The 26,998-nt window shown below is 55.8% G+C and carries 31 protein-coding genes, 1 tRNA gene and 1 other annotated feature; of the genes, 28 read left to right on the top strand and 4 right to left on the bottom strand.

Features of this window, described 5'->3' with window-relative positions; translation table 11 throughout:
• Positions 1-55 precede the first annotated feature (55 nt).
• Both H627_RS0108645 and H627_RS0108650 read right to left on the bottom strand, forming a co-directional pair.
• Positions 56-250, bottom strand: coding sequence for a hypothetical protein (locus H627_RS0108645; RefSeq protein ID WP_027827606.1), 195 nt, complete (start codon positions 248-250; stop codon positions 56-58).
• 203 nt (positions 251-453) lie between these two features.
• On the bottom strand, positions 454-2,874 hold the full coding sequence (locus H627_RS0108650) for a Xaa-Pro dipeptidyl-peptidase (protein ID WP_027828641.1): 2,421 nt from the start codon (positions 2,872-2,874) through the stop codon (positions 454-456).
• Positions 2,875-2,967: 93 nt separating this feature from the next.
• Here H627_RS0108650 and H627_RS0108655 point away from each other — a divergent pair.
• Positions 2,968-3,041: transfer RNA gene (locus tag H627_RS0108655), tRNA-Arg, on the top strand.
• Positions 3,042-3,091: 50 nt separating this feature from the next.
• Here H627_RS0108655 and H627_RS0108660 read toward each other — a convergent pair.
• Positions 3,092-3,763 (bottom strand): DUF5067 domain-containing protein, encoded by a 672-nt coding sequence (locus H627_RS0108660; protein ID WP_027828642.1) that lies wholly within the window; start codon positions 3,761-3,763, stop codon positions 3,092-3,094.
• A 218-nt stretch (positions 3,764-3,981) separates the two neighbouring features.
• Between H627_RS0108660 and H627_RS0108665 the strand changes: the two genes are divergently transcribed.
• The 15 genes from H627_RS0108665 (at position 3,982) to recN (ending at position 14,158) form a co-directional block, all read left to right on the top strand.
• The gene (locus tag H627_RS0108665; protein ID WP_027828643.1) at positions 3,982-4,251 is read left to right on the top strand and encodes a hypothetical protein; all 270 of its coding nucleotides are present in this window, start codon (positions 3,982-3,984) and stop codon (positions 4,249-4,251) included.
• Between the two features lie 83 nt (positions 4,252-4,334).
• On the top strand, positions 4,335-4,604 hold the full coding sequence (locus H627_RS0108670) for a hypothetical protein (RefSeq protein WP_027828644.1): 270 nt from the start codon (positions 4,335-4,337) through the stop codon (positions 4,602-4,604).
• Positions 4,605-4,654: 50 nt separating this feature from the next.
• Positions 4,655-4,728: a sequence feature (ribosomal protein L21 leader region), on the top strand.
• 15 nt (positions 4,729-4,743) lie between these two features.
• Positions 4,744-5,052: a 50S ribosomal protein L21 gene (rplU, locus tag H627_RS0108675; RefSeq protein ID WP_027828645.1), complete on the top strand. Its 309-nt coding sequence runs from the start codon at positions 4,744-4,746 to the stop codon at positions 5,050-5,052.
• 31 nt (positions 5,053-5,083) lie between these two features.
• Complete coding sequence (locus H627_RS0108680; protein ID WP_027828646.1) at positions 5,084-5,446, top strand: ribosomal-processing cysteine protease Prp; 363 nt, start codon at positions 5,084-5,086, stop codon at positions 5,444-5,446.
• Between the two features lie 25 nt (positions 5,447-5,471).
• Positions 5,472-5,765, top strand: a complete 294-nt coding sequence (gene rpmA, locus H627_RS0108685) for a 50S ribosomal protein L27 (RefSeq protein WP_027828647.1) — start codon at positions 5,472-5,474, stop codon at positions 5,763-5,765.
• A gap of 335 nt (positions 5,766-6,100) precedes the next feature.
• Positions 6,101-6,664 (top strand): elongation factor P, encoded by a 564-nt coding sequence (gene efp, locus H627_RS0108690; protein WP_027828648.1) that lies wholly within the window; start codon positions 6,101-6,103, stop codon positions 6,662-6,664.
• Between the two features lie 36 nt (positions 6,665-6,700).
• Positions 6,701-7,171: an Asp23/Gls24 family envelope stress response protein gene (locus H627_RS0108695; RefSeq protein ID WP_027828649.1), complete on the top strand. Its 471-nt coding sequence runs from the start codon at positions 6,701-6,703 to the stop codon at positions 7,169-7,171.
• On the top strand, positions 7,164-7,595 hold the full coding sequence (gene nusB / locus H627_RS0108700) for a transcription antitermination factor NusB (RefSeq protein ID WP_027828650.1): 432 nt from the start codon (positions 7,164-7,166) through the stop codon (positions 7,593-7,595). The genes H627_RS0108695 and nusB overlap by 8 nt, the downstream gene beginning before the upstream one ends.
• 98 nt (positions 7,596-7,693) lie before the next feature.
• Positions 7,694-8,548, top strand: coding sequence for a bifunctional 5,10-methylenetetrahydrofolate dehydrogenase/5,10-methenyltetrahydrofolate cyclohydrolase (locus H627_RS0108705; RefSeq protein ID WP_027828651.1), 855 nt, complete (start codon positions 7,694-7,696; stop codon positions 8,546-8,548).
• The gene (gene xseA / locus H627_RS0108710) at positions 8,541-9,911 is read left to right on the top strand and encodes an exodeoxyribonuclease VII large subunit (protein ID WP_027828652.1); all 1,371 of its coding nucleotides are present in this window, start codon (positions 8,541-8,543) and stop codon (positions 9,909-9,911) included. The genes H627_RS0108705 and xseA overlap by 8 nt, the downstream gene beginning before the upstream one ends.
• A complete protein-coding gene (locus H627_RS0108715) occupies positions 9,892-10,170 on the top strand; it encodes an exodeoxyribonuclease VII small subunit (protein ID WP_027828653.1) in 279 nt (92 codons plus the stop codon). The genes xseA and H627_RS0108715 overlap by 20 nt, the downstream gene beginning before the upstream one ends.
• A complete protein-coding gene (locus H627_RS17620) occupies positions 10,136-11,059 on the top strand; it encodes a polyprenyl synthetase family protein (RefSeq protein WP_081674813.1) in 924 nt (307 codons plus the stop codon). The genes H627_RS0108715 and H627_RS17620 overlap by 35 nt, the downstream gene beginning before the upstream one ends.
• A gap of 4 nt (positions 11,060-11,063) precedes the next feature.
• Positions 11,064-11,909, top strand: a complete 846-nt coding sequence (locus H627_RS0108725) for a TlyA family RNA methyltransferase (RefSeq protein ID WP_035440438.1) — start codon at positions 11,064-11,066, stop codon at positions 11,907-11,909.
• Positions 11,896-12,366 (top strand): arginine repressor, encoded by a 471-nt coding sequence (locus H627_RS0108730; RefSeq protein WP_027828655.1) that lies wholly within the window; start codon positions 11,896-11,898, stop codon positions 12,364-12,366. Before H627_RS0108725 ends, H627_RS0108730 begins: the two co-directional genes overlap by 14 nt.
• 70 nt (positions 12,367-12,436) lie before the next feature.
• Entirely contained in the window at positions 12,437-14,158 is a 1,722-nt protein-coding gene (recN, locus tag H627_RS0108735) for a DNA repair protein RecN (protein WP_027828656.1), read from the top strand.
• 146 nt (positions 14,159-14,304) lie between these two features.
• Here the strand turns inward: recN and H627_RS17625 are convergent, their stop codons facing one another.
• The gene (locus tag H627_RS17625) at positions 14,305-14,637 is read right to left on the bottom strand and encodes a hypothetical protein (protein ID WP_035440441.1); all 333 of its coding nucleotides are present in this window, start codon (positions 14,635-14,637) and stop codon (positions 14,305-14,307) included.
• A 123-nt stretch (positions 14,638-14,760) separates the two neighbouring features.
• Between H627_RS17625 and H627_RS0108745 the strand changes: the two genes are divergently transcribed.
• The 12 genes from H627_RS0108745 to H627_RS0108800 all read left to right on the top strand — a co-directional run bounded on the left by H627_RS0108745 (position 14,761) and on the right by H627_RS0108800 (position 26,998).
• Positions 14,761-14,997: a YdbC family protein gene (locus H627_RS0108745; protein ID WP_027828657.1), complete on the top strand. Its 237-nt coding sequence runs from the start codon at positions 14,761-14,763 to the stop codon at positions 14,995-14,997.
• Between the two features lie 67 nt (positions 14,998-15,064).
• Positions 15,065-15,682, top strand: a complete 618-nt coding sequence (gene gmk / locus H627_RS0108750; protein ID WP_027828658.1) for a guanylate kinase — start codon at positions 15,065-15,067, stop codon at positions 15,680-15,682.
• Entirely contained in the window at positions 15,682-15,933 is a 252-nt protein-coding gene (gene rpoZ / locus H627_RS0108755; RefSeq protein ID WP_027828659.1) for a DNA-directed RNA polymerase subunit omega, read from the top strand. Before gmk ends, rpoZ begins: the two co-directional genes overlap by 1 nt.
• A gap of 76 nt (positions 15,934-16,009) precedes the next feature.
• Positions 16,010-17,215 (top strand): bifunctional phosphopantothenoylcysteine decarboxylase/phosphopantothenate--cysteine ligase CoaBC, encoded by a 1,206-nt coding sequence (gene coaBC / locus H627_RS0108760; RefSeq protein WP_035440443.1) that lies wholly within the window; start codon positions 16,010-16,012, stop codon positions 17,213-17,215.
• A gap of 33 nt (positions 17,216-17,248) precedes the next feature.
• The gene (gene priA, locus H627_RS0108765) at positions 17,249-19,654 is read left to right on the top strand and encodes a primosomal protein N' (protein ID WP_027828661.1); all 2,406 of its coding nucleotides are present in this window, start codon (positions 17,249-17,251) and stop codon (positions 19,652-19,654) included.
• 33 nt (positions 19,655-19,687) lie between these two features.
• Positions 19,688-20,656 (top strand): methionyl-tRNA formyltransferase, encoded by a 969-nt coding sequence (gene fmt, locus H627_RS0108770; protein WP_027828662.1) that lies wholly within the window; start codon positions 19,688-19,690, stop codon positions 20,654-20,656.
• Entirely contained in the window at positions 20,643-21,971 is a 1,329-nt protein-coding gene (gene rsmB / locus H627_RS0108775) for a 16S rRNA (cytosine(967)-C(5))-methyltransferase RsmB (protein WP_027828663.1), read from the top strand. The genes fmt and rsmB overlap by 14 nt, the downstream gene beginning before the upstream one ends.
• A gap of 18 nt (positions 21,972-21,989) precedes the next feature.
• On the top strand, positions 21,990-22,742 hold the full coding sequence (locus H627_RS0108780; protein ID WP_027828664.1) for a Stp1/IreP family PP2C-type Ser/Thr phosphatase: 753 nt from the start codon (positions 21,990-21,992) through the stop codon (positions 22,740-22,742).
• A complete protein-coding gene (gene pknB / locus H627_RS0108785) occupies positions 22,729-24,762 on the top strand; it encodes a Stk1 family PASTA domain-containing Ser/Thr kinase (RefSeq protein WP_027828665.1) in 2,034 nt (677 codons plus the stop codon). Before H627_RS0108780 ends, pknB begins: the two co-directional genes overlap by 14 nt.
• On the top strand, positions 24,752-25,663 hold the full coding sequence (rsgA, locus tag H627_RS0108790; RefSeq protein ID WP_035440445.1) for a ribosome small subunit-dependent GTPase A: 912 nt from the start codon (positions 24,752-24,754) through the stop codon (positions 25,661-25,663). The genes pknB and rsgA overlap by 11 nt, the downstream gene beginning before the upstream one ends.
• A 25-nt stretch (positions 25,664-25,688) precedes the next feature.
• On the top strand, positions 25,689-26,345 hold the full coding sequence (gene rpe / locus H627_RS0108795) for a ribulose-phosphate 3-epimerase (protein WP_027828667.1): 657 nt from the start codon (positions 25,689-25,691) through the stop codon (positions 26,343-26,345).
• Complete coding sequence (locus H627_RS0108800; RefSeq protein WP_027828668.1) at positions 26,342-26,998, top strand: thiamine diphosphokinase; 657 nt, start codon at positions 26,342-26,344, stop codon at positions 26,996-26,998. Before rpe ends, H627_RS0108800 begins: the two co-directional genes overlap by 4 nt.

The following is a 26,998-nucleotide window of genomic DNA, read 5'->3' on the forward strand; positions in this document are numbered from 1 at the left end:
GGCCAAACCGTCGATTCCTTTGCGCAGGTCCGTTTTTCCGCAAATGATATAGATGTTAAGCTCTTGGATATTGGGGAACATTGCCTGTCAACTCCTGGAGCACCACGTGCAGAATTGCCCGGTCAACACCGGTGTAAAACACGACCTCGGCGTCCTTGAGCTTCACTCGTGCCGCAACCTGCGGTTTGACCAGCGGCTTCGGCGACCGGTCGGTCACCTGGATCGGCACGATATCTTTGATTTGAACCATGAAAGGCCTCCTTGTTTACTTGATAAACCAAGTTTACAAGGAGGCCTGCACCGGGTCACGATACCTATGTCAACGACCGCTTACACAAAAACGGCCTGACTCCGATCGAATACCGGACTCAGGCCGCAGCGTAATTATTTTTCAAACTGTCTAACTTTTTTGTTGCACTTCAAAATCGGATGGCTCCTTTAATTTGACCTGAATTACCGGCGGTACGGCACTTCCACTTGGCTGGCATTGAGATCCAGTTCATAGGTGGCGGCGGTGCTGGGCCGTACGGTCATGCCCATGTCGGTGGCATAGACCATGATGCCCAGCTGGTGGCCGGCGAGGATATAGTGTTCAGTCGGTTGCAGCGCAAAGTGCAGGGTGACGAACTGGCCCGGGGTGAGGGCATCGTTTTGCCACGGGGTGTGGCGGTTTTGCAGGTTCATGTGGCCCTTCGCAATTTGGTGGAATTCACTGGGGGTCTTCTCCAACTGGAATTCCTTCACATCGTCCACCGCCCAGCCATAACCGAGTTGCTGGCCCTTGGCTTGGAGAACAGACGGATCAGCCTTCAGCCGTTTCTCCTGGCCGTAATCGATGGCCATGCAGCTGATTTGGCCGGCAGCTTGGTTCACGGCTACTTGCAGGGTGACCGTGATCGTTCCGTCAATGTAGGCGTCTTTGGTGAATTCCGGGGTGAGGAACAGCTTGCGGGTGTGTTCGTAGACACTGGTCTGGCGGCTCATCAGCAATGATTCCCAATGGTGAGCATTCTGGTCACTGGCCAGGAACAGCGGGGTGCCGTCATCCTGGAAGGAGACGATTTCCTCATTCTTCGGCGGCTGCTCTTGCAAGCCATCACCAGACATAAAGTATTGCGTGCGCGGCGTCGTGGGCTCACTCCAATCAGTGTAATGGTGCCACGTTTCCGGGACGGCGTTGTCTTGGACAGTGACGTTAGGCAAGACGGCCGGAGCATCGTTGGCAACATCCAGCAGCTCGTAGCAGAACCATAGATTCATCATATCGGTGAAATCGATGGACTGGATGTTATTCATGTAGATATGCTTACCCTGGTGCAGGAAGATTTTCTTGTTGATCGGCAAGTCCCGCAACTTATTCCACAGCTGTTCGACGTTGCGCGGTTTGACGTTCCAGTCATTCAATCCGTGGACGCTGACAAAGTCGATCTTGATCTGGTCCGCATGCTTTCGGTAATTACGGGCATCCCAGAACGTATTGTAATTGCCAGTTTCCCGGTCCTGACCGGCCTTCAAATCGGCCATCATTTTGTCATACACCGGCTTGATGCGCTGGAAGTCGGCGGCGTCTTTGCGCCGGGAGAAGGTATCCAGGGCCAGCACGTCGGTGTCTTCGCCTTGGCAGTCCACCGGAGCAATGACCAAGCCGTTTTCTCGATAGTAATCATACCAGCTGGAAATGGCGGCTTCAGACACAACCGTCTTCAAGCCGGCCACACCGGTGGTTGCCGCGGCCACGGCCAAAGTGCCGAGGTAAGACTTCCCGGTCATGGCCACGTTGCCGGTACACCACCACGCCTTGATGGTCACGCCGTCGGTGCGGTTGGTAAAGGCGATGCGATCGCCGTGCAGCCATTGAATGATCGCAATAGTCGATTCGGTTTCTTCCGGACCGCCGGTGGTGCGGATGCCATCAGAACCGCGGGTGCCGATTCCGCCGGCATACACCGTGGCAAAGCCCCGGGCGAGAAAATAGTCGTTCAATGAGTAGATACCGGGATCCACCGGCTTTTCGGTGGTGCTTTTGGTTTCACCCGTGACGGTGTGGCCATCTGGGATCAGCGGCTGCGCATGATGGTAAGCAATGTCGCCATATTGGGTCTCATTGGGTACCTTCGGCGTTAAGTCCTTATTCACATCGTAGCTCACCGGGGCCATGTCGTTGGTGCCGCGGAAATAAGGATTGGCCGTGTATAGGACGGGGACTGCCAAGCCTTGATCAGTTTCAGCCGGGCGGAAAATCGTGGTTTGCAGCAGATCACGCTGGCCGTCTTGATCGGTGTCCAAATCACTTTCGACATAAACGACTTCGCGAATGATTTTGGTGGTGTCAAAAACGGCCTGACTCTTCCCGTTGAAGAACACGAAATGCGGCTGTTCGCTGGCGGTAAAGAACCCGTTGAAATAGCCGCGGCTCGTCAGTAAGTCTAGGAAGTTTTGGCCATTTTTGCCCCGGGTTGCCAGCAATAAGTAAAAGGCCGCCACCAGGTCCTGACCCTGCAGAGGGTCAGCAGTCACCGTAGGCAGTTGCCACTTGGCCATGGCCTGCAAAGCGTCCAGATCCGGAAAATCGTCAGCGACAATGAAGTCCAGCAGCTGCAACGCGGCGGTGTAGAATTCTGCCCGGGTGATACTGTCTGGCTTTTTGGCCAACAATTGGGCCAGACTGGTGTCCTGGTTGACCAAGATGCGCTCTTCCCGATCAGTGATTTCACTGGCCGTGGCGACTTCTGGGAAGCAGCGGGCAAATAAGATACTTAACAGGTCAGCCGGGGGTGTGTTCTCCCAGTCTCCGGGGAGAAAATGGATCTGTTTCAGTTCGGCCACCTGAGTGGCAAAATCCGGGTCAAGCCGGCCAAATTGGTTAAACTTCATACAATTGCGCTCCTTTGTTGTCGGTGCACGGTTACCGCCTGCGGATCCGCGTTGACAAGTATTCTCTGTTTTCGCTACAATAGGCGAGTTGTTGCGATAGTGGCTCAGTTGGATAGAGCAACGGTCTTCTAAACCGTAGGTCGTGGGTTCGAACCCCACCTATCGCATTGGTGCAGCCTGGCCGCCTCGGTCAGGCTTTTTCTGTGCTCGCCAGTCGTCACCCAGTGATTTCATACGTCTTCGTCCCCAACGGTCGACCGGTATCCCGGTCGATGAATTGCAAGCGGATCGGATCTTTATTCACGAAAGTATACACCATCGCACCGCTCATCTTCTTAGTGGGCGCGAGCGGCGTCTGGCTAGCCTTGACTTGCTTGCCCAGGTCGCCCTGCGCGTCCTTGTCCGTCAACGTTGCTTCGGTCAGTGGGGTAATGTCGCTCTTTTTAGCGTTTGCCTGACCCTGGCGAAGAATCGCATATTGGCGCCAGATGGCCGCCGGGGTGATCAAAGTCGAGCCGTCATTAGCCAACTCATATTGAATGAATAATGCCGGATGGTTGGTCTTGTCTGTGACAATCTTCGCCCCAGTCAGCCGCAAGGTCAGCGTGGGGGTTGTGTAGATATCATTGGTGAAACGGCTGGTAAGCGGCGGGGTGGCTGATGCCACGGAGTCAGCAGATGTGACGGACCGTTTTTTCGCGGCCCGGCGGCTGGAGCGGCGCGCAGCAATGTTGTGGTCCGGCGCCTTCTTGGCGCTGGGCGCCGGTTCAGCAGGCTGACTGAACAGCCAAACGACACCGCCGCCAAGCACCAGCAAAAGCAGGGCAGTGATCACTAACGCCCACCAATAGCGCAGCCGCCGCGTCGGCCGTTGTCTCTTCTCACGCATCACGTGCATCCCCCCCTCGCATCTCCATAATTGTATGATACGGACCGCCACAAACCAAGGGGCAAGCCCTGTTTTTCTTGAAATCTGCTATACTGAAGGTCCTTGGCAGGGGCTGGTTGGTCAATTCACCAACCATTTCAGGGCGTCGGTACGCGATATTGCGGCCGGCGCCTTTTCCAATTTCAAAAAATACGGTAAAATGATAAATGGTGATAAAAATGCAGAAGAAAACAATCAAAAAATTATTGAAGAAGCAAGACACAAAGAACGAGTACTTTTATATTCAGTTCTCTGATGGGCGTACCTTGGAAGTGCCGGTGCGCGTGACCAGCGGCGATATGACCGCCCACGATGATCTGGTGCGCCGGATCGCCCACAAGGAAGGCACCATGACGGCCGACAACGGCCAAGTTTTCGATTTTAAAAAGATCATTCACTATGACATCGAAAACACTCGCCGGACCGGCTTCGGCCCGCAACCGCAATAAGCAGTCCAAATGGCGGCCCACCGCCATTTTTTTGGAATCAGCAAGCAACCGCTATCACTTTTATTTGAAAGGAGCCGCGCATCATGGGATTATTTTTTAATCGGCATAAAAAAGAAGAGACACCTGCTGGCGAGAAGAAGCCTAAGGGATTAAGGGAAGACCACGGGTTGTATTACGCTCAGGGCGGTACCAAGCCCATCTGTACTTACTGTTACCGGACGAAGCATGAGACCTATGAGCTGGATGAGCCGGACTTCATTGGTTTGTACACCTGCCCAAATTGCGGCCGGCAATTCCAGCGCCGCCCGGACGAACCCTTTGCTAAAGAGGCTAAGGCAGAAGAAAAAGATTGACAGGTCCTCTGGGGTTTGCTATGCTACTCCTGTTGTATTTGTGGACACTTCCACAGCTGCAACCGCTCAGGAAGAGGTCTGAAGTGCCTCACGGCCACCCCGACTGGCGAGTCTAAGAATATAGGAGGTGTAACAAAACATGTACGCAATTATTGAAACTGGCGGCAAGCAGTACAAGGTCGAAAAAGACGGTGCTGTCTATGTCGAAAAGCTGGACGTCGAAGCTGGCGCCGAAGTCACGTTTGACCACGTGATCATGGTTGGTGGCGACACCACCAAGATCGGTGCGCCGTACGTTGATGGTGCTTCTGTCACTGGTAAAGTGGAGAAGCAGGGTAAGGAAAAGAAGGTTGTTACCTACAAGTACAAGCCCAAGAAGCACAGCCATCAAAAGAAGGGCCATCGTCAACCGTATACGAAGGTCGTTATCGACGCAATCAATGCCTAATTTGAATTGAATTCATTAGCGAGGTGCAGTGATGATTAAAGCTGATTTCTATCGCGATACTGACGGCAACATTACCCGCTTCACCATTACCGGCCATGCCGGTTCTGGACCTTATGGCTATGATATCGTGTGCGCAGCGGTTTCTGCTGTGGCCATCGGTACCGTGAACGGCATCGAGGGACTCGCCGGCATCATGCCGGCAGTTGAAACTGATGATGATCAGGGCGGGTTGCTGACCGCCGCTTTACCCTCGGTAATGATTCAAGAAAAACTGACAATTGCTCAGATCTTACTTGAAAATCTTCTGTTGGAACTGCAAAGTATTCGTGCAGAATACGGCCAATTCTTGCAGGTAAAAACGAATCAAGACGCGCAATCCTCGACGGTTGCGTAACATCTACTTTTCGGAGGTGAATCCCATGCTGAAAATGAATCTGCAACTCTTCGCCCACCATAAGGGGGGCGGCTCCACGGCCAATGGTCGTGATTCTGCTGGTCGTCGTCTTGGCGCGAAGCGGGCAGACGGTCAATTCGTGACTGCCGGCTCCATTCTTTATCGCCAACGCGGTACCCACATTCATCCCGGCACCAACGTCAAAATCGGCGGCGATGACACACTCTTCGCTGTTGCTGACGGCGTGGTTAAGTTTGAACGGTTGGGCAAAGACCGTAAGAAGGTTTCTGTTTATCCGGTTGCTGCTGCAGCTGAATAACCGTACGAACACGCTTTAGCCGCTTCGGGGACCAACCGGAGCGGTTTTTTTATTGAGAGAGCGGAGGCCGACGGTCAGAAGCGTAGGCATAAGGACCAAGGGCCAGAAAACCCGCACTTAGGTTTACTGGCCCTTGGTCCTTATGCCCTAGCTTCTGTCGGCCGGAGCTCGTTTAAGGGGCAGCATAGCGCTTCGCCAGCCCTCTCAGCCGGAGCTTGCGCAGCTTTGGCACGGCCGAAGGACACAAACGTTTCAAGTCCGAGCGGTGGCGCCTTGACCCCACTTTTGATAAGATAGTAGTGACATTTAACGCGTACCATTATTGGAGGAATAAAATGATTTCCGTTAACGAATTTAAGAACGGCCTGACGATCCTTGTCGATGGCGAATTATGGCGAGTCGTGGAGTTCCAGCATGTGAAGCCCGGCAAAGGCAGTGCCTTTGTCCGCTCCAAGCTGAAGAACTTGCGTACTGGCGCCGTCCAAGAAAAAACTTTCCGAGCCACTGAAAAAGTTGAACCGGCCCAAATCAGTACCAAGGCGATGCAGTATCTGTATCAAGACGGTGATAATTACGTCTTTATGGATACCAGCACCTATGAACAGCTTGAACTGCCTGGCAGCGAGATCAAGGATGAATTGAACTACCTGAAGGAAAACATGACGGTCAACATCATCATGTACGGCAGCGAGACGCTGGGTGTTGATTTGCCTAACACGGTTGATCTGAAGGTCACTGCCACCGAACCCAGTGTCCGGGGCAATACGGCCAATGGCGGGTCCAAACCGGCGACAATGGAAACTGGGTTAGTCGTTCAAGTACCGTTCTTCATCAGCGAAGGTGACGTGTTGACGATCAACACCACTGATGGCACTTATATTTCTCGGGCCAACGGTTAATTAACTAATTGGCTTATGTGATTGGAGGTTTGCATGATGGCAGAAGATAAACGCATCGTTTTGGCGGCAGAACCGGATCATTCCGGTGATATCGAGATCACTCCGGAAGTGTTGGCCGTGGTCTTAGGCATCGCCGCGCAACAAGTGGATGGCGTATATGCCATGCGCGGTTCCCTGGCGAACAACATTTCGTCGCTGTTGGGCAAGGACAGCCATGGTCAAGGGGTGAAATTGACTACTCTGGATGATGGCCGGCTCAGTGCGGATATTTATGTCTACCTGCGCTACGGCGTCTCGGTACCAAAAGTCGCCTTGGCCTTGCAGAAGAGCCTGCGGGAACAATTGCTGTTCATGACGGATCTGCAATTGGCGGAAGTCAACGTCCATGTGGACGGTCTGGTTCCCGAGAAACAAGCCAAGCAGGATCCGGCCGATTTGTTCAGCGATGACAATGAAGACTCTGCTGATCCGGCTGCGGCCAAAGAGGCGGGGGTCAAGCATGATTGATCGGCACCAAACGCGCCGGCTGGCTTTCCAGACGTTGTTTAATGTGATGTTTGGGGAAGACCAGACCGACCCGGCGACGGTCTATCCGACGGTGTTTGAGTTGAATCACATCACTGCAGACGACGTACCGCCGTATTTGAACACCCTGGTTCAGGGCGTACTGGCTCAGCAGGACGAGTTGGATGCGACTATCCAGCCGCTGTTGCGGACTAACTGGAAGCTGTCCCGGCTGGAACGAGCGACGCTGGTTTTGTTGCGGCTGGGTACTTACGAGCTGCAATTTGAGCCCGATTTGCCAACCAGTGTCATTTTGAATGAAATGATTGAATTGGCCAAAGAATTCGGCGGCAATGATGCCCCCCAATTCGTCAATGGTCTCCTGGCCACAGTCGCCAAGCATCGCGATTCTGCTGCCCAGGCATAGGTTAAGCGGCACTGTACGCAGCGCATCCGCACCCAAGGCTCAGCCTTGACCGCGGGTTCGAGGCCGTATGGTGCTTTTTTAGAAAGTGGGGCGTGCGCATGAGCACAGTTGTAGACGGCCGAGCATTGGCCGCAAAATTATTGAATGAATTACAGGATCAGATCGGCAATCTCACCGCTCAGGGCGTCGTGCCCACACTGCGGATCGTCCAAGTCGGTGATGATCCGGCCAGCACGATTTACATCCGGAACAAGAAGCGCAAAGGGGCCAGCTTGGGTATTGATGTGCAGGTCGTCAAACTGCCCGAAACCGTGACCCAAACGGCGCTGTTGCACCAGATTGAAACATTGAATGTCAATCCTGAAGTGGATGCGATTCTGGTGCAAATGCCCTTGCCGGTCCAGATCGACGCTGCGGCAGTGGTTGCGGCCATTGATCCGGCTAAGGATGCGGATGGTTTTACACCGGCCAACTTTGGCCGGTTATGGTCCGGCGATGAAGGCCCCGTTCCGGCCACTCCGGCGGGGGTCATGGCCATCTTACAGCAGTATCACGTGCCGCTGCGCGGGCAGCATGCCGTGGTCATCGGTCGTTCCCGGATTGTCGGCCGGCCCATGGCGGCGATGCTGCTGCAAGCGGATGCCACGGTTACTGTAGCGCATTCCCATACCCGCAATCTAGCAGAGCTGACCCGGACTGCTGATATTATTGTGGTCGCGGTGGGCATTCCCCATTTTCTCACAGCGGACATGGTCAAGCCTGGCGCGGCAATCATTGACGTCGGTATCAACCGTACGGCTGAGGGCAAGGTGACGGGGGACGTGGATTTTGCCGCCGTCGAACCGCTAGCCGGGGTCATTACGCCGGTTCCCCGGGGAGTCGGGCCGATGACAGTGGCCGAATTAATGATCCAAACCGTTGCGTTGACGAAAGCCCGGGTGGCCCATGACTGAAACGGGGCGGCCCGAGTACTTAACGGTCAGCGCACTGACGGAATATATTAAACGCAAATTTGATGCGGATCCGTATCTTGGCCGGATTTATGTGACCGGTGAAGTCTCCAACTATCGTCCGCGCAGCGGCAATCAATATTTCAGCTTGAAAGATGATAAAGCCAAGATCAACGGAATGATGTTTGCCCGAGATTTCGCCAAGGTCGCTTTCCCGGTGGCTGAAGGGATGCAGGTGGCCGCCATTGGCCGGGTGTCCCTCTATCCGCCCAGCGGCGAGTATCAATTGTATGTGGATGAATTGCAGCCCGCTGGTGTCGGTGATTTATATGTCCGCTTTGAAGCTTTGAAGAAAAAGCTGCAGACAGAAGGGCTATTTGCCCGGCCCAAACGCCCGCTGCCTAGTTTTCCTCGGCGGATCGGCGTGATTACGAGTCCGTCCGGCGCGGTGATTCGAGATATTCTGACTACTGCGGCGCGACGCGACACGCTGGCCCAAATCGTGCTGTTTCCGGCGGTTGTCCAGGGGGATGCTGCTGCCAGCAGTTTGGTCCAGCAACTCCGCCAAGCTTATATTCATCCCAATTTGGATGTTTTGATTATTGGCCGGGGCGGCGGATCAATCGAAGATCTGTGGCCTTTTAATGAAGAGAGTGTCGCCCGCACGATGGCCGAAAGCCCGTTGCCGCTGATTTCTTCCGTCGGTCATGAAACGGACACCACGATTGCCGATATGGTAGCCGATGTTCGGGCAGCGACGCCCACCGCGGCGGCCGAATTGGCCACGCCCAACGTGGCCGATTTGGTGTTGCGGATCCGTCAAGCGGCCAACACCCTGCAGGCCACCATGCAGCGTCGCCTGACCGACACCCGCGGCCGTGTCCAGCAATTGGTGACTGCACCGGTTTTGCGGCAGCCCGAGCGGCTGTATGCCTTACAAACGCAACATTTGGATAATCTGCAGCAGCGGCTGATCGGTACGACTCAGAATCGGCTCCGGCAGGCCGAAGGCACACTGGCGGCAGCTAATCAGCGGTTATGGCGGCAAACGCCTCAGAATCGCGTCGCCTTGGCGCATCAGCAAGCAGCCAGCGACACCCAGCGGCTGCTGGCTGCGCAAAAAGCCTTGCTCCAACAGCACCGGCAAACACTGCGCAACGGCGAGCATGCACTAGATCTGCTCAGTCCGTTGCGGGTGCTGGACCGCGGCTATACGTATGTCACTGCCGCCGACGGCACCGTCATTCAGCAAGTGAGCGGCGTGCGGCCGCCCCAGGACGTCGTGCTGCACTTTGCGGACGGCACGGCGACCGCCCAAATCACAGCAACGAAGAAAGGACAGCCCAATGGCAACGAAAACAAGTAAAAAAGAGCCCAGCTTTGAAGAAAACATGGCCGCTTTGCAGGCCATCGTGAACCGCTTAGAGAGCGGCGATGTACCGCTGGAAGAAGCGCTGACTCAATTTGAACAGGGCATCAAGCTTAGCCGGTCGCTCGAAAAAACACTGACCCAAGCGGAACAAGCGATGGCGAAAATCGTGACTGCTAATGGTCAAGAAAAGCCTTTGACGCAGGAAGGGCAGGATGCTGATGGCAGCGACGCCAAAAACAGTGCTGAACAATAGTTGGGCAGCCGCCACGCAAACCTTCACGGCTGTTTTGAATCCTTTTTTGACGGCCCAAGTTGATGCGGACGTCGCCCAGCAGCCCCTCCATGATGCCATGGCCTACACCTTGGCCAGCGGCGGTAAGCGCCTGCGGCCGGTATTGGCCTTCGTCATCAGTCAATTGGGGAGCGCTGCTTTGTCGGCCCAGGACTTTTTGTTCCCGGCCGGAGCGATCGAACTGATTCAAACGTATTCGCTGATTCACGATGATCTCCCGGCAATGGATAACGACGATCTGCGCCGGGGCAAACCAAGCAATCATATTCAATTCGGCGAAGCCCAGGCGATTTTAGCCGGGGATGGTCTGCTGACGCTGGCCTTTTCCTGGTTAGCGCGGGCGCCGTTTAACACCGCGGTTCGGATTGCTATGGTCCAAGTGCTGGCCGATGCCGCCGGCCCAGCCGGCATGGTCGCTGGTCAGTCCCAAGACATGGCCGATACGGGGGAGGACATCACCGATACGGCCCTGCACCAGCTGGTGGCGAACAAAACCGCCCAGCTCATCACCGGGGCCGCCGAAATTGGCGCGCTCGCCGGGCAGCTGACGGTGTCCCAGCGCGCCGCAGTCCGTGACTTTGCCTGGGCGCTGGGGCAAGCCTTCCAGATTCGCGATGATATTTTGGACGTGATCGAAACAACGGCCGAGTTAGGCAAGACGGCGGGGAAAGATGCAGCGGAGCATAAAAATACCTACGTGAGTTTTTATGGCCTGGCCGGTGCGCGCCAGCAGCTGCAGGCAGCCTTAATGGCAGCCCGGGCCGCCTGGACCCCAGCCGTCTTAGCATCATTGGGTTTTGCTGCAATACCAGCTGTATTGGCAGATTTGATCCAGCAATTAGAGGAGTGAGTCGATGAGTACCAAAGAACGGGTGGATGTCCTGGCAGTCAGTCAAGGCCTTTTTGCCTCGCGAGAACAGGCCAAGCGGGCAATCATGGCGGGGGAAATCTATACCCAAGACATGGAGCGCCTGGATAAAGCCGGCGTGAAGATTCCAGCTGATACCGAACTGGTCCACAAAGGGCACAAATTGCCCTACGTGAGCCGCGGCGGTTTGAAATTAGCTAAGGCCAAAGACGTCTTCCACCTGGACTTCCAGGACGCCACGGTCCTGGATATTGGCGCATCCACTGGCGGGTTTACCGATGTCGCGCTGCAAAACGGCGCGAAGCTGGTGTACGCCCTGGATGTCGGCTACAACCAGCTGGCCTACAAACTGCGGGAAGATCCCCGGGTAGACGTCATGGAACGGGTCAATTTCCGCTACAGTGTTCCCGGCGATTTCACCCATGGTCAGCCGGACATTGCGGTGACCGACGTGTCGTTTATCTCGCTGCGTCTGATCCTGCCGCCGCTGCAGCCGATCCTGAAGCCCCACGGTCAGGCAGTGGTTTTGGTCAAACCGCAGTTTGAAGCTGGGCGGGAACATGTCGGTAAGGGCGGTATCGTTCGCGATCCAGCGGTTCATCGGCAGGTTTTGCAGACGATTACCCAGTCGGCGGCGGCCGATGGCTATCGGCTCACAGGGTTAGACTTTTCGCCCATCACCGGGGGCAGTGGGAATATTGAATTTCTGCTGGCCTTACAAAATGAAGGCACTCCTCAGCCGCTTTTGCCCCAAGAGACGATCGATGAGGTCGTAGCGCGGGCGTGGGCCACGCTGAAACATTCAGGAGGTGGGCACCATGGCCACGACTGAGCGGCGGGCAGTGATTCGCCGGCTGGTCAGCAGTCGGCCGGTAGGTACCCAGGAAGAGCTGCTGGCGCTGCTGCAAAAGCGGCATCTCGCCACGACTCAGGCCACGCTGTCCCGGGATCTCACCGCGATCGGCGCATTCAAGGAACGGGACGAAGGAGGGCGGCTGCGCTACGTTCTCCCCGACCCGCTGCCAGCGGTGGCCGAGCAGCGGCTTCAGCGGGCTTTGCGGGCTAGTCAGAGTCAATTTGACCGGCAAGATCGGCTATTGGCTATTCACACTCAGCCCGGGGCGGCGCAAGTCGTCGCCGCGACGCTGCGTCTGCTGCCCCTGCGGGAAGTGTTCATTGTCTTGGGCGATGACGCCGGCGTTTTGCTGGTCTGCCGCAGCGAGCGCGGCGCCCAGAGCACGCTGCAATGGCTGCGCGCTCTGCGGGATGATCGGGTGTTTTCTTCTTAACCGGTAATTTGGTATAATGCATATAACGAACATACGTTTATTGCATCGTATTGAAGAAAGGTGACAGCTCATGTTACAGGAACTCGCGATTCATGATTTTGCGATCATCGAGCAGCTTTCTGTTGATTTCAGCACCGGTATGACGGTGCTCACCGGGGAAACCGGCGCGGGCAAATCGATCATCATTGACGCCGTGGGCATCCTGGTCGGCGGCCGGGGGTCCGCGGATTTCATTCGCACCGGCACCAAGAAAGCGACAGTGGAAGGCATGTTCAGCATTCCCGCCGGGGCCTTGACCCAAAATTTACTGCAGCATTACGGTGTGGGCAGCGACGACGATCAGGACACGGTGGTCCTGCAGCGGGAGCTGTTCACCAGCGGCCGCAATGTCTGCCGGATCAACGGCCACCTGGTCAACACCAGTACACTGAAGGCCGTGGGTGAGACCTTGGTGGATATTCACGGGCAAAATGAGCATCAGGAATTGATGCACCCCGAGAAGCATCTGAGTTTGCTGGATCAGTATGCTGCCGATCAGATCAAACCATTATTAGCCGCTTATCAACAGCGCTACGCTGACTGGAAAGACTTGGCTGGCCGGGTCAAAGAACGGGTGGCCAATGAACGGGAATGGGCCCAGCGCTTGGATATGCTGCAATATCAAGCCAAGGAGATCAATGATGCCCATTTGCAGCCCACTGAAGAAGACGATTTGACCAGTGAGCGGGATCGCTTGAACCATTTCCAACAGATTCAAGATGCCCTGCAGACCGGTTACGGCGTTTTGAATGGTGGTGACGACGAGGCCGGGGTGATCGATCGGCTGGCCGAAGCCATGGCCGCTTTGCAGAATATTGCCCACTTGGACGCGGATTACGAAAACATGGCAGAGTGTATCGGCAACGCGTATTACGCGCTGCAGGATGTGGGCAGTGACTTGAGCCACCAAATGGACGGCTTGGAGTATGATCCCGCGCGTCTGGAGCAGGTCGAGGATCGACTGGCCACCATTACCCAGCTGGAACATAAATACGGTGCCACTGTGCCGGATGTCATTGCTTTTGGTCAAAAGGTCAACGACGAACTAGACGAAATGAATGACACCCAAGGCTCCAGCGATGAGCTGAAAGTGAAGCTGGCTAAAGCGCAAACTGAGGCCCTGGCGGCAGCCAAAAAGCTGTCAGCTACTCGGGTTGCCGCGGCTAAGCAGTTAAGCAAGGATATTCACCAGCAATTGGCTGATCTGTACATGGCCAAGGCCGTCTTTGACGTCCATTTCACGGTCCATGAAGACCAGCTTGGCCCCACTGGGATCGATTCCGTTGAGTTTTACATTCAGACTAACCCTGGGGAAAAACTGCGCCCCTTAGCGCGTACCGCTTCCGGCGGCGAGTTATCGCGGATCATGCTCGCCCTGAAGACGATCTTCTCCCAGGCGGACGGTGTCACCAGCATCATCTTCGACGAAGTCGATACCGGCGTGTCTGGCCGGGTGGCCCAGGCGATTGCTGAAAAAATCAGCCGTATCAGCCGCCATTCCCAAGTCCTCTGCATCACCCACCTGCCCCAAGTCGCCGCCATGGCTGACCATCAAGTCCATATCGCCAAGACTGTCAAGAGCGGCCGGACCATGACCCGCCTGACCCCGCTCACCGGCACCGGCCGTGTTGAAGAACTCGCCCGCATGCTCGCCGGCACGACGATCACTAAGTTGACGAAGGAGCACGCCCAGGAGTTACTGCGGCTGGCGATTCAAGATAAGAATGCGCAGGCTAAGGAACAGACGGCATAAATATTGCTGTCATGTGGCAGAACATAAAAAAGAGGACTTGGAAAACCAAATTTCCAAGTCCTCGGACACCTAGTGCCATTGCGAAGCTTTGGCACGGCAGTAAAAAACATTTTAACTTTTTCACGAGTAGTTTGCGTAATATAAGTTTAGTCCGCCTCAGCAACACTTGCTGCACCCGCAACCCGTTGCAGACTATAAACTTCACTCGGCGCAAACATCCGATACAACCGATGATCGTCACTCACAAACAGCCATTTCTCCCCCAACGGCCGCACGTAGCCGCGCGCCTGCAGCAGTGTCGGCGGCGCGTCGAACGTGATCGTCACGTGGTAATGCCGCTCATGGCTCTGCGTCAAAAATAGGGTGGTTTGAGCCGCCGGCATCTGTGCCGGCAAACCGGCGGGCAAGTCGAACCACCGCTGCACGGAGCTAGCGACTTGGGATTTCAGGGTCGTCATCATTGATTGTTTTCTTTCCATTATGTACTGCGCCTCCCGAACGAACGTTTGTCATTTCATCTCTAAGTATACGAACGACCGTTCTAAAATGCAACCATATTTTCGCTTGCTTGGGTGATTGTAATATTTGAAAGGAGTTTTTTCATGGCCCGAAAAAACACAGACCCCATTCAATTCAAAGTCGAAGAAACCATCGGTGTGCTCAGCACTAGCGCCAATGGGTGGCAAAAAGAACTGAACCTAGTTTCCTGGAATGATGCGCCGCCTAAGTTTGACATCCGCAGCTGGTCACCGGATCATACCAAGATGGGTAAGGGGATCACGTTGACCAATGAGGAAATGGCCGCCTTGAAGGAAACGATTCAGCAAGCCGGTTTGTAAGCAACTTGAAAAAAGCCCCTTTTTAGTCCAAAATAGTCATTAAAAATCAAGAGGAGATTATAACTGGATGTCAGACCGTGGGATGTTAATCGTTTTGTCCGGTCCGTCCGGCGTCGGTAAGGGTACCGTACGCCAGGCGATGCTGGCCGATTCGTTCAAGGACTTCAAGTATTCCGTGTCCATGACCACCCGCCAACCCCGGCCGGGGGAAGTGGATGGCGTGGATTACTACTTCCGCACCAAAGAACAATTTCAGGAGCATATTGCCGATGGGGAAATGCTCGAATGGGCTCGGTATGTTAATAATTACTATGGCACACCGTTAGGCCCGGTGAACGCCACCCTGGATGCTGGCCAAGATGTCCTATTGGAGATTGAAGTGAACGGGGCCATGCAGGTCCGGGAAAAATGTCCCGATGGCGTCTTTATTTTTCTCACCCCGCCGGATCTTCAAGAACTTAAACAGCGCATCGAGAAGCGCGGTACCGATGATGCCGCCACGATTTTGAAGCGGATGGAGAAGGCCCGCAACGAGATCAAGATGATGGAAAACTATGATTATGCTGTCGTCAATGATAAAGTGAACTTAGCCGTGAAGCGGATCGAGTCGATCATTACCAGTGAGCACAACCGCGTGCCCCGGGTGATTGATCGGTACCGTAAGATGATTGGAGTGAACAATTAATGATTAGTTATCCGTCGATTGATGACTTGCTGAAGCGCTATGATTCCCGATACTCCTTGGCAGTCCTGGCTGCCAAGCGCGCCCATGAATTAGAGAAGGGCGAGCCGAAGATGCTGGCCAGTTACGAATCTCCGAAGTCAGTGGGCCAAGCCTTGGAAGAAATTGCCAAGGGTAAGGTGATTATTGACCCGGATTCTGTTTTACTGGAACAAGAAGCCGAGAGGAAACTGAAGAAGCAAGAAGAAGACTAATTTTCAGAAACGGAGGGGACCTTGTCGATAATGCGCAAGGCCCCTTTTTTTCTGATTAGGAGAAAGGAAGCTGGATATGGCGGCCAATCATATTGCGTTGTACGTCACCGGCGGCATTGCCGCTTATAAAGCAGCCTCATTAGTGCGTTTATTTGTGAAAGCCGGCCACACCGTGCGGGTCGTGATGACCCAGCACGCGACAGAATTTATCACCCCCCTGACCATGGCCACGCTCAGTCAGCAGTCGGTGGCACTGGATAATTTTGCCCCACCGAAGCCTGGTGAAGTCAGCCACATTGCGCTGGCCGATTGGACCGATGTGGCGGTGGCGTACCCGGCTACGGCGAATTTCATCGCTAAAATTGCCCAAGGTTTCGCCGATGACATGGCCAGCACCACCTGGCTGGCGACGACCGCGCCGAAAATCATCTTTCCGGCAATGAACAGCCATATGCTGCATCAGCCGGCCACCCAGCGCAATTTGGATCAATTAAGCACCGATGGGGTGGCCGTCGCCCCCACTGGCAGCGGTTTTCTCGCTGAAGGGTACGCGGGTGACGGCCGGCTGCTGGAACCCAGCGAGGCTCAGGGCTTCACGGATTACGTGGTCAGTCGGCGTCAGGGGCTGCTCCAGGACCAGCACGTACTGATCACCGCGGGCGGGACGAAAGAGGCCATCGATCCGGTGCGCAATCTGACCAACCGCTCCAGCGGCAAGATGGGTTATGCTCTGGCGCAAGCCACGCTAGCCGCCGGCGCCAACGTGACGCTGATCAGCACCACTGGCCAGCAGCCGCCCTTCGGCATCACGTATATTCCTGTCCAAGATGCCCGCCAAATGCAGGCCGCACTGACAGAACGATACGCCGCCAGCGACGTTGTGATCATGGCTGCCGCTGTAGCCGATTGGCGGCCAACCAGCGTCGCCCAAGAGAAGGTCAAGAAACAGCCGGGACAAACGACTTGGCACTTGGATCTGGTGCGCAATCCGGACATTATTGCCGGTTTAGGCGCGCAGAAATCACATCAGTTCCTCGTCGGTTTCGCGGCGGAGACCCAGGACTTGATCGCCAATGCGGAGAAAAAAATGGCCGCCAAGCACGTCGATATGCTGGTGGCCAATGATGTCAGCAAAGCCGGCGTGGGCTTCGGGGCCGACGACAATGCCGTTGTCCTTTTACGCCCGGGTACGCCGCCGCAGTACATTGCCAAGGCGCCCAAGCGCGAGATCGCGACACAAATCGTGACCGCCATCGGCCGCTTTCTCCAAGCCAATTATTAAGCAATTAATTATCAATGAAAGGTGGGGAAACAGATGACCCAAGTGGCCCAAGTCGTGGTGGATGTTGCCACCCGGCAGACTGATCAGCCCTATGATTATGCCATTCCAGATGATCTCGTCAGTGTTGTAACGCCTGGCATGCGGGTCGTCGTTCCCTTTGGCCGGCGGCGCTTGCAAGGGTTTGTCGTCGGCATACAAGATCATGCGGCGTTCGATGGCAAACTCAAACCGATCCAGCAAGTGATGGACCTGGAACCAGCATTGGATCATGAGCTGCTGGCCCTGTCCAAATGGGTAGCCAACACTACCTTTGCCTTCTGGATCACGACAATGCAAACCATGCTGCCCGCAGCGATGCGGGCTAAGTATGCTCGGCTGTTAGTGCGCACGGACCAATTTCCCGCTGACGATGCTTGGGGCCGGCAACTGTTTGGCCGTTCCCAGACCATCCCGTATCCCGAAGACCTCACCGCCGCGCAAACCAAGCAGTTGCGCCAGTGGGCGGATCAGGATGCGGTCCGCGTGGAATACAAGGTCAAAAATCAGGCTCGCGCCAAGACCCGCAAGGGCGTACACGCGCCCACGGCGGCGGTATTAGCTCAGGTGACGGTGCCCAACCGGGCCAAAGCCCAGCAGAAACTGCTCACAGGTCTCCAGCAGGCACCATTTGCCGGGACCCTGACCTATGCTCAGGCGGCACAGCATTACGATGTGTCGGAAGCGACCATTCACACCGCTGAAGAGGCCGGCTGGCTGCAGCCGGCCACCTTGACGATTCGGCGCAATCCCTTAGATGCACAAACCGAGCGGGATGCGCCGAAATCCTTGACTCCGGATCAGACCGCCGCCACGGATCAATTTGTGACCGCGGTGACCAACAAACAGGCGCATACTTTCTTACTGGAAGGAGTCACCGGATCCGGGAAAACCGAGGTTTATTTGCAAACGATCCAGGCCGCTTTGGATCAGGGTCGCACAGCCCTGATGCTGGTACCGGAAATTGCCCTGACGCCCCAGATGGTCCATCGGGTCTATGCGCGTTTCGGTACGGCAGTCGCTGTTCTGCACAGTGGTTTGTCAGACGGCGAGAAATATGATGAATGGCGGCGAATCCAGCACCAGCAGGCTAAAATCGTTGTCGGCGCACGCTCGGCGGTGTTTGCGCCGTTAACTAATATTGGCGTGATCATCATTGATGAAGAGCATGAATCGTCTTATAAACAGGACGATTCACCCCGGTATCACGCCCGCAACGTCGCTTTGCACCGAGCGAAGACGTTTCATTGTCCAGTGATCCTGGGCAGTGCCACTCCGTCGTTGGAATCCCGGGCACGGGCCGAGAAGGGCGTGTATACCCTCGTGCGCCTGCCGGAACGGATCAATGAGCGGCCCTTGCCGCCCGTGCACATCATCGATATGCGTCAGGCCGGCGGCGCGCGGGTCACGCCGGATTTTTCACCGGAATTATTATCCGCTCTGGAGAATACGCTGGCGAAGCATGAGCAGAGTGTCTTGATGCTCAATCGCCGCGGTTATTCAGCCCAGGCGATGTGCCGCAACTGCGGCTGGATCGCCAAATGCCCCAACTGCGACATCTCGCTGACCGTCCATTTGGCGGCGCACAAACTGGTCTGCCATTATTGCGGCCACGAAGCACCGATTCCCACCCGCTGCCCGGTCTGCCACAGCGACAAGATTCGCTTCTTTGGCACCGGAACGGAAAAAATCGAAGACCAGCTGCAAAAACTTCTGCCCACCGCTCGAATTCTGCGGATGGACGCGGATTCCACCCGGAAGAAGGGGGGGCATGCCCGGATTCTGAAGGCCTTTGGCAGTGGTCAAGCCGATATTCTGCTCGGTACCCAAATGATAGCCAAGGGGTTGGACTTCCCCACTGTGACGCTCGTCGGGGTGATCAACGCGGATACTGCCTTGGGCATGCCGGACTTTCGCGCCAGTGAGCGCACTTTCCAGCTGCTCACCCAAGTGGCCGGCCGGGCCGGCCGGGGGGACAAACCGGGTGCCGTGATCATTCAGACGTACAACCCGGATCATTATGCGATTCAATTGGCCTCCCACCAAGATTATGAAAGCTTCTTCCGGCGGGAAATGGTCGTCCGCCATCAGGGCAAATATCCGCCGTATTACTATACGGTGCTCTTGACCATTTCAGCGCCCAGCGAATCGGTGACCGCTCAAGAAGCCTACCGGATCGCTGGCGACTTGAAGCCGCTGCTGTCAAAAACGGCCATCGTACTGGGGCCGACACCGCGGAGTATTACGCGGGTGAACAACCGGTATTATTACCAGATCTTAGTGAAGTTCAAAAAGGAACCGGCACTGGGGCGGGGATTGCATAACCTGCTGACCAACTCCCAGAGCCTGGCAAAGAATCACGTTCAAGTGGCCATCGACTTTGAACCGCAGCAAATTATGTAAGCCAGTTAAGCAAAGAAACGAGGAAACGAATCAATGACATCAATCGTATTCATGGGTACGCCAGATTTTTCAGTGCCAGTTCTGCAAGGGTTAGTGGACGCGGGCTATACCGTCAGCGCCGTCGTGACCCAACCGGATAAAGCGGTCGGCCGTAAACACCGGCTGCAAGCTTCCCCAGTGAAGCAATTAGCCACCCGGCTCGGCCTGCCGGTTCTGCAGCCGACGAAACTCAGCGGCAGTTCAGAAATGGCCAAGCTGATCGAGCTGCAGCCGGATCTGCTGGTCACCGCCGCCTTTGGTCAATTTCTGCCCACTAAGCTGCTGAATGCCGCCAAAATTGCGGCCGTTAACGTCCACGGCAGCTTACTGCCCAAGTACCGCGGCGGCGCGCCGATCCAGCGGGCCGTCATGCACGGCGAACGGGAGACTGGGATCACGGTCATGTATATGGCTAAAAAAATGGATGCCGGCGACATGATCGCCCAAAGCGCGATTCCTATTGAAGCCGATGATGATGCTGGGACCCTGTTCCAAAAGCTGGCCATTGTTGGTCGGGACTTGCTGCTGGCGCAATTGCCGGCAATTATTCACGGGACCGCTAAGCGGATCCCGCAGGACGAGAGTCAAGTGACGTTTGCTTACAATATCAAACCCGAAGAAGAGCAGTTGGACTTTAATCAGTCAGCCATTGCCTTGGAACGTCAGATTCGTGCGTTGAAACCGGACCCTGGGGCTTATTTGCGCCATGCTGGGGAACGGATCAAGATTTGGCGGGCACTGGTCCGGGAAGATACGGGCAATCATACGCCGGGCACGATCATCGCCCGAGGCAAGCATGAACTGGCCATCGCCACCGGCACCGGTGCGCTGGCGCTCACCGAATTACAGCCAGCTGGCAAGGCGGCAATGCCGATCACGAGTTACTTAAACGGTGCCGGTCAGCATCTGCAAGTCGGCGATCAATTTGTGGAAGTCAGCGAGGCCGCCCATGAGCAGAATTAATCCCGCTCGCAATCTCGCGGTGAATGTCTTGACGGCCGTGATGACTCAGGGTGCTTATGCCAATATTGAGTTGGACGCTGCCCTGCGGCAAACCCCGCTGACCAGTGTCGATACGGGCCTCGCCACCACCATGGTCTATGGTGTGCTGCAGCATTGGCTCACGCTGGACTGGCAGTTGGCCCCATTCATTAAGGGAAAGAAATTAGAGCCTTGGGTCCATACCCTGCTGATCACGGCGCTGTATCAAATGGCTTACTTAGACCGCGTGCCGGATCGGGCAGTATTTTTCGATAGTACTGAGATTGCTAAGAAGCGGGGAAATCCCGGTTTGGCTAAACTGGTCACCGGTGTGCTGCGCCATGTCCAACGCGCTGGGTGGCGGGATCCGCAAACCATCAGCGATCCGGTCGAGCGGTTAAGCATCCAAGAAAGTCTGCCGATCTGGCTGGTCCAGCAGCTCACGGCGATTTATGGTCCTGAGAAAACAACGGCCATTGCCCGAAGCGTCAATACGCTGCCCCGGCCGACGTTACGGGTCAATACCCCGGCTTACACTGTCACGCAAGTCCGAGCCCAACTGGCCAAAGACCACATTAAAACGATGCCCAGCCAGATCAGTGCGGTCGGCTTAATTGCCGAGGGCGGTCATCTGGCGGCGACACCCGCCTTTAAGGCCGGCGCTTTCACCATCCAGGATGAAAGTTCTATGTTGGTGGCCCCCACACTCACTCCCCAGCCCAGCGACCGCATTCTTGACGCCTGTGCTGCCCCTGGCGGCAAGACGACCCATCTTGCCAGTTACGGCGCTCAGGTCACGGCCCTGGACATCCATGCGAACAAAGTGCGGCTGATCGAGCAAAATGCCCAGCGTCTGCACCTGACGGATCACATTCACGCCGAAGCTTTGGACGCCCGGGACGTGGCTGCCCATTTTGGTCCGGCCCAGTTTGATAAAATCTTGGTGGACGCTCCTTGTTCCGGCCTCGGATTACTGCGCAGAAAGCCGGAAATCCGGTATACTAAGAGGGCAGACGATATTGCCCACTTGCCCGCGATCCAGCTGGCCATTCTGGCGGCCGTGGCCCCGACGCTGAAAACCGGCGGCGCACTGGTCTACAGTACCTGCACAATTTTACCGGCGGAGAACCAAGAGGTCGTGGATGCCTTTCTCAAAACGCATCCCGACTTCATCCAGGTGCAAACGCCGCTGCCGGCGGGGCTCAAAGCTACGGCAACGATGCCGGCACTGCAATTGACGCCGGATGATTGCGGCAGTGACGGGTTTTATATCGCTAAATTAGTGAAAAAAGGGTAACACACAGAGAGGTGCAACATGGAATACGCCTATCAATCCGATGTCGGCAGGCGCCGGGAGGACAACCAAGACTTTGCCGGCGTTTTCAAGAACGAAGCCGGGGCGCTCTTTGCGGTCGTCGCGGACGGCATGGGCGGCCATCAAGGCGGCGACGTGGCCAGTGAAATGGCTGTGTCCCACCTGGGTCACGACTTTTCCCAAACCGACATGCACTCCGTGGAGGATGCCGTCAAATGGCTGATCTACGATTTGCAGCGGGAAAACGATAAAATTTTGGCGGTGTCCGATCACTACGCAGATTTGCGCGGGATGGGCACCACCTTTGTGGCGGTCATTGTGGTCGGCCACCAATACATCGTCGCTAATATCGGCGACTCCCGCTGCTATCGCTACAGCCACGGTAAGCTGGAACAGCTGACGGAAGATCATTCGCTGGTGAATGAACTGCTCAAACACGGTGAGATTTCACCAGAGGAAGCCAAGCACCATCCCCAGAAGAATGTGATCACCCGCACCCTGGGGGTTTCCAGCGATGCCGATGCCGATGTGACCATTTTTGACTTCGGGCCGGACGATTATTTGCTGCTGTGCAGCGACGGGCTGACTAACATGGTCTCCACCGATGAGATCAAGGAAGCCTTAGCCGGTCCCGGGACGCTTGATGACAAATGTGCCCAGCTGATTGGCTGGGCCAATGACGCTGGCGGTCTGGATAATATTACCGTGCTGATTTTGCATCGCCAGGGGGGTGTCCGCCATGATGGAAAATAATTACCTGCTGGCTGATCGGTATCGCATCAAGCAACTGTTGGGCGAAGGCGGCATGGCTAACGTCTATTTAGCTCACGATGAAATTCTGGACCGGGATGTGGCAGTCAAAGTGCTGCGCCTGGATCTGCGCAACGACCAAGAGACCCAGCGCCGCTTCCAGCGAGAGGCTAAGGCGACGAGTGAACTCAACCATCCGAACATCGTCTCGATTTTGGACGTCGGTGAAGAAGAGGGCATGCAGTACATCGTTATGGAGTACGTGAAGGGCGAAGACTTGAAGAAATATATCGTCAAGCACTTCCCCATCCCGTACCAGCGCGTGGTGGACATGATGGAACAAATCCTGTCCGCCGTTGCCCATGCCCACGCCCACGGCATCATTCACCGGGACCTGAAGCCGCAGAATATTCTGGTGGACGAGCAGGGTAACGTGAAAATCACCGATTTCGGCATTGCCGTCATTTTGTCGGATAATTCCATTACTCAGACTAATTCACTGCTCGGTTCGGTGCATTATCTGTCGCCGGAACAAGCCCGGGGCCACATGGCGACTAAGCAGTCGGACATTTATTCCTTAGGGATTATTTTGTATGAAATGCTCACCGGCTCGGTCCCGTTTGAGGGCGAGTCTGCCGTATCCATTGCAATCAAACATTTCCAAAATGAAATGCCCGCTGTTCGCGATTTTGATCCGCGCGTGCCCCAGGCACTGGAGAATGTCATTTTAAAAGCGACTGCCAAGGATCCTTCGCAGCGTTACGCCACAGTGGTGGACATGGCGACCGATTTGAAGACGTCGTTGTCCCCTAAGCGGGCGGGCGAACCGAAGTGGGCGCCGGACAACAGCAAGGATTTAGAAGAAACAAAAGTTTTGCCTGCCATTGCCGCGGCAGCAGAACTCGCCAAACCGACCCAGGCCGAAGCCGCCACGGACACCCCAGAGCCAGCAGAGAAAGCCGCCGACACCGAACCGCAGCCGGCGAAGAAGACCAAGAAAAAGAAGCCCTGGTGGCTGTGGGCCGGTCTGGCGGCCGGGGCCATCGTCATTATCGTCGTGGCGGCTCTTTTCCTGACCGCAAAGAAGGACGTGAAGGTGCCGGACCTGGCCGGTTTGACCCAGCAGCAAGCTGAGACGACCCTGCAAAATGCTGACCTGGATATTGGAACGATCGAGAAAGAGTATTCCAATACCGTTGATAAAGGCGATGTGATCCGCTCCATTCCCGCCCGCAATCAGGTGATCAAACAGGGCAATACGGTCAATCTGATCGTTTCCCGGGGTAAGAAGGGCTATAAGCTGGGGAATTATGTCGGTGACAGCTATGACACAGTCGCCGCTGCGCTGCGCAAAGAGAAGATCGATGTGAAGCGGGAATATGCCAACTCCGCCGATGTGGCGCCAGGTGAGATTATGCGCCAGTCGCCCAAGGCGGGCAAAACAGTGATTCCTGGCAGCGACACAGTCACCCTGACCGTTTCCCGGGGTAAGAAACAGATCGTTTTGCGGGATCTGTCCAACTACACCAAGAAGAGTGTTCAGGATTATGCGGATGAAAACGGTCTGAACGTCACGTTCCGTCAGGCCTATTCAAACACCGTCAGCGCCGGGCTGGTTATGAGTCAGGATCCAGCCGCGGGGACAGATGTCACGGCGGATACCAACGTTGTCGTAACCCTATCCCAAGGCACCCAGCCAACGAAGACGACGAATTTCACGAAGACGGTGCAGATTCCTTATCTGGCGCCAGCGGCCAGCAGCAGTTCAGCGGACAGTTCGGATGAAAGCAGCACAACCAGCAGCTCATCCAGCAGTACCAGTGAACCGGTGCCCAACGACATCGTGATCTATATTCAAGATAAGTCCCATAGTTTGAGCACAGTCTACCGGGAGTTCAAAATCACCAAAGACACCCCGGTGGAGCTGCCGTTCACGGTGGATTCGGGCCAAACCGCCCATTATCGGATCACCCGGGATGGCACGACGATTGCAGATGAGCAGGCGAGTCCGAATGGCAACTAATGATAAAGAACTGACCGGCCGCATCAGCCAATCTCTCAGCGGCTACTACGATATCGTTGCCCTGGACGGCAAGACCTATCGCACCCGGGCGCGGGGGAATCTGCGCCATACCAAGCAAAAGCCGGTGGTGGGGGATAAAGTCGCCTTCACTGTCGGCGACGATGCCGACCACCTGGGCTACTTGCTGCGGATCCTCCCTCGGCAAAACGTCTTGCAGCGGCCGCCAGTGGCCAATGTGGATCTCGCGGTGGTCGTCACCGCCGTCAAGGAACCGGACCTTCAGCTGAATTTGCTGGATCGCCAGCTCCTGAGTTTAGCCCAGCAGGACATCCAACCCATCATTTATTTAGCGAAAACCGACCTGCTGACTGGTGACGAATGGGCTGCCCTGCAACCGATCATCGCGGGGTATGAGGCGATCGGCTACCCGGTGATCGCTCCCGAGCAGTCCTTCGCGCCCACCGCCTTAGCGGCCCTGCAGGGTCACTTCGCAGATAAGCTGGTCGTCGTTACCGGGCAAACTGGGGCGGGGAAGTCCACCCTCCTGAACCACTTGGCACCGACCTTGGCTTTGGCCACCAATGAAATTTCCAGCGCCCTGAATCGGGGCAAACACACCACTCGCCGGGTCAATCTTTATCCCTTGGCTGGCGGTCTGGTGGCCGATACCCCTGGGTTCTCTGCAGTGGATCTGGATACGATCGATAAGTATCAGCTGCCCCAACTCTTTCCGGAGTTTGCGGCGCTAGCCGATCAGTGCCGGTTCCGCGGCTGTCTGCATCTCCAAGAACCCGGTTGTGCGGTGAAGGCCGCTGTGGCGGCCGGGACGATCATGGCCAGTCGTTATGCCGATTATGAACAATTTCAAGCCGAAGCGGCCGCGCGCAAGCCGCGCTATTGATATTAAAGAAAGCTGGTAAACAAGTATGACGTTACGCATTGCTCCGTCGGTCCTCAGTGCTGATTTTGCCAATTTAGCGACGGATGTCGCGAAGATCGAAGATGTCGGCGATTTAATCCACATCGATGTCATGGACGGCCATTTTGTGCCGAACCTAGCCTTTGGCCCGCAAGTTGTGGCTGCTCTGCGGCCGCTGACGAAGCTGCCCTTGGAAGTACATTTGATGGTTGACAAGCCGGAAAACTTCGTTGATGAATTCATTAAAGCCGGGGCCGACACGATCCTGGTCCACGCGGAAAGCACCCCCCACCTGTATCGGGTGATCCAACTGATCAAAGAGGCGGGGGTCAAAGCCGGCGTCGTCGTCAATCCGGGGACGCCCATCGAGTCCGTTTCGCCGATTCTCCATCTCGTCGACGAGGTACTGGTCATGACGGTGAACCCTGGCTTCGGCGGGCAGAAATTTTTGCCGGATATGCTGCGCAAAGTGACCCATGTGGCCCAATTGCGGGATACCACGGCGAACGCGGACTACACCATCGAAGTGGACGGCGGGGTCAATGCGGACACAATCGGCGACTGTGCCAATGCCGGTGCGGATACTTTCGTGGCTGGTTCCTTTGTATTTGATAATGCCGACCCGGCAGGCCAGGTGCGCCGGCTGCGGGGGCTGATTGAATGAAACACGTTGGGTTAATGTTAGGCGGGCCAGAAGATCTATGGCCGGACCAATTAGTCAGCGATATTGATGCGCCCATCACCGATTGGGTGGGCGTTGACCGGGGCAGTCTGCGCTTGCTGCAGCAGGACGTCGTGCCCGTGATGGCCATTGGCGATTATGACTCCATGGTCCCCGCGGAACGCCACCGAGTGGAGCACGCCGTCAAAGACATGCGCTATTCAGTGCCGGAGAAAGACGACACCGACTCCGAACTGGCGTTGCAGGCGGCCTTCGAAGACCTGCGGGCCGATGAAGTGTCGATTTTTGGGGCCACTGGCGGGCGGCTGGACCATTTGCTGGTCAATCTGTGGCTGATGGCGGAACCGCGGTTTAAGGAATATGCCCCGCATGTCGCTATTGTGGACCGGCAAAACCTGATCCGCTTCTTCCTGCCGCCTGCCCAGCTGGTTTTCCCTCGAACAGAATACAAGTATGTCGGGTTCGTCAACCTCACACCGGTCACGGATTTCACGATCCGCAACGCCAAGTATCCGTTAGCCCCGTTTGCCAGCGACTACCCGGTCTCCTGGGCGAGCAATGAATTTCTCGGCGACCAGCCGATTCAAATCACCTTCAGCAAGGGGATTATCGCCGCAATTTACAGTAAAGACTAA

Origin of the sequence: Schleiferilactobacillus harbinensis DSM 16991 (genome assembly GCF_000425885.1) — a bacterium.
Taxonomy (GTDB): domain Bacteria; phylum Bacillota; class Bacilli; order Lactobacillales; family Lactobacillaceae; genus Schleiferilactobacillus; species Schleiferilactobacillus harbinensis.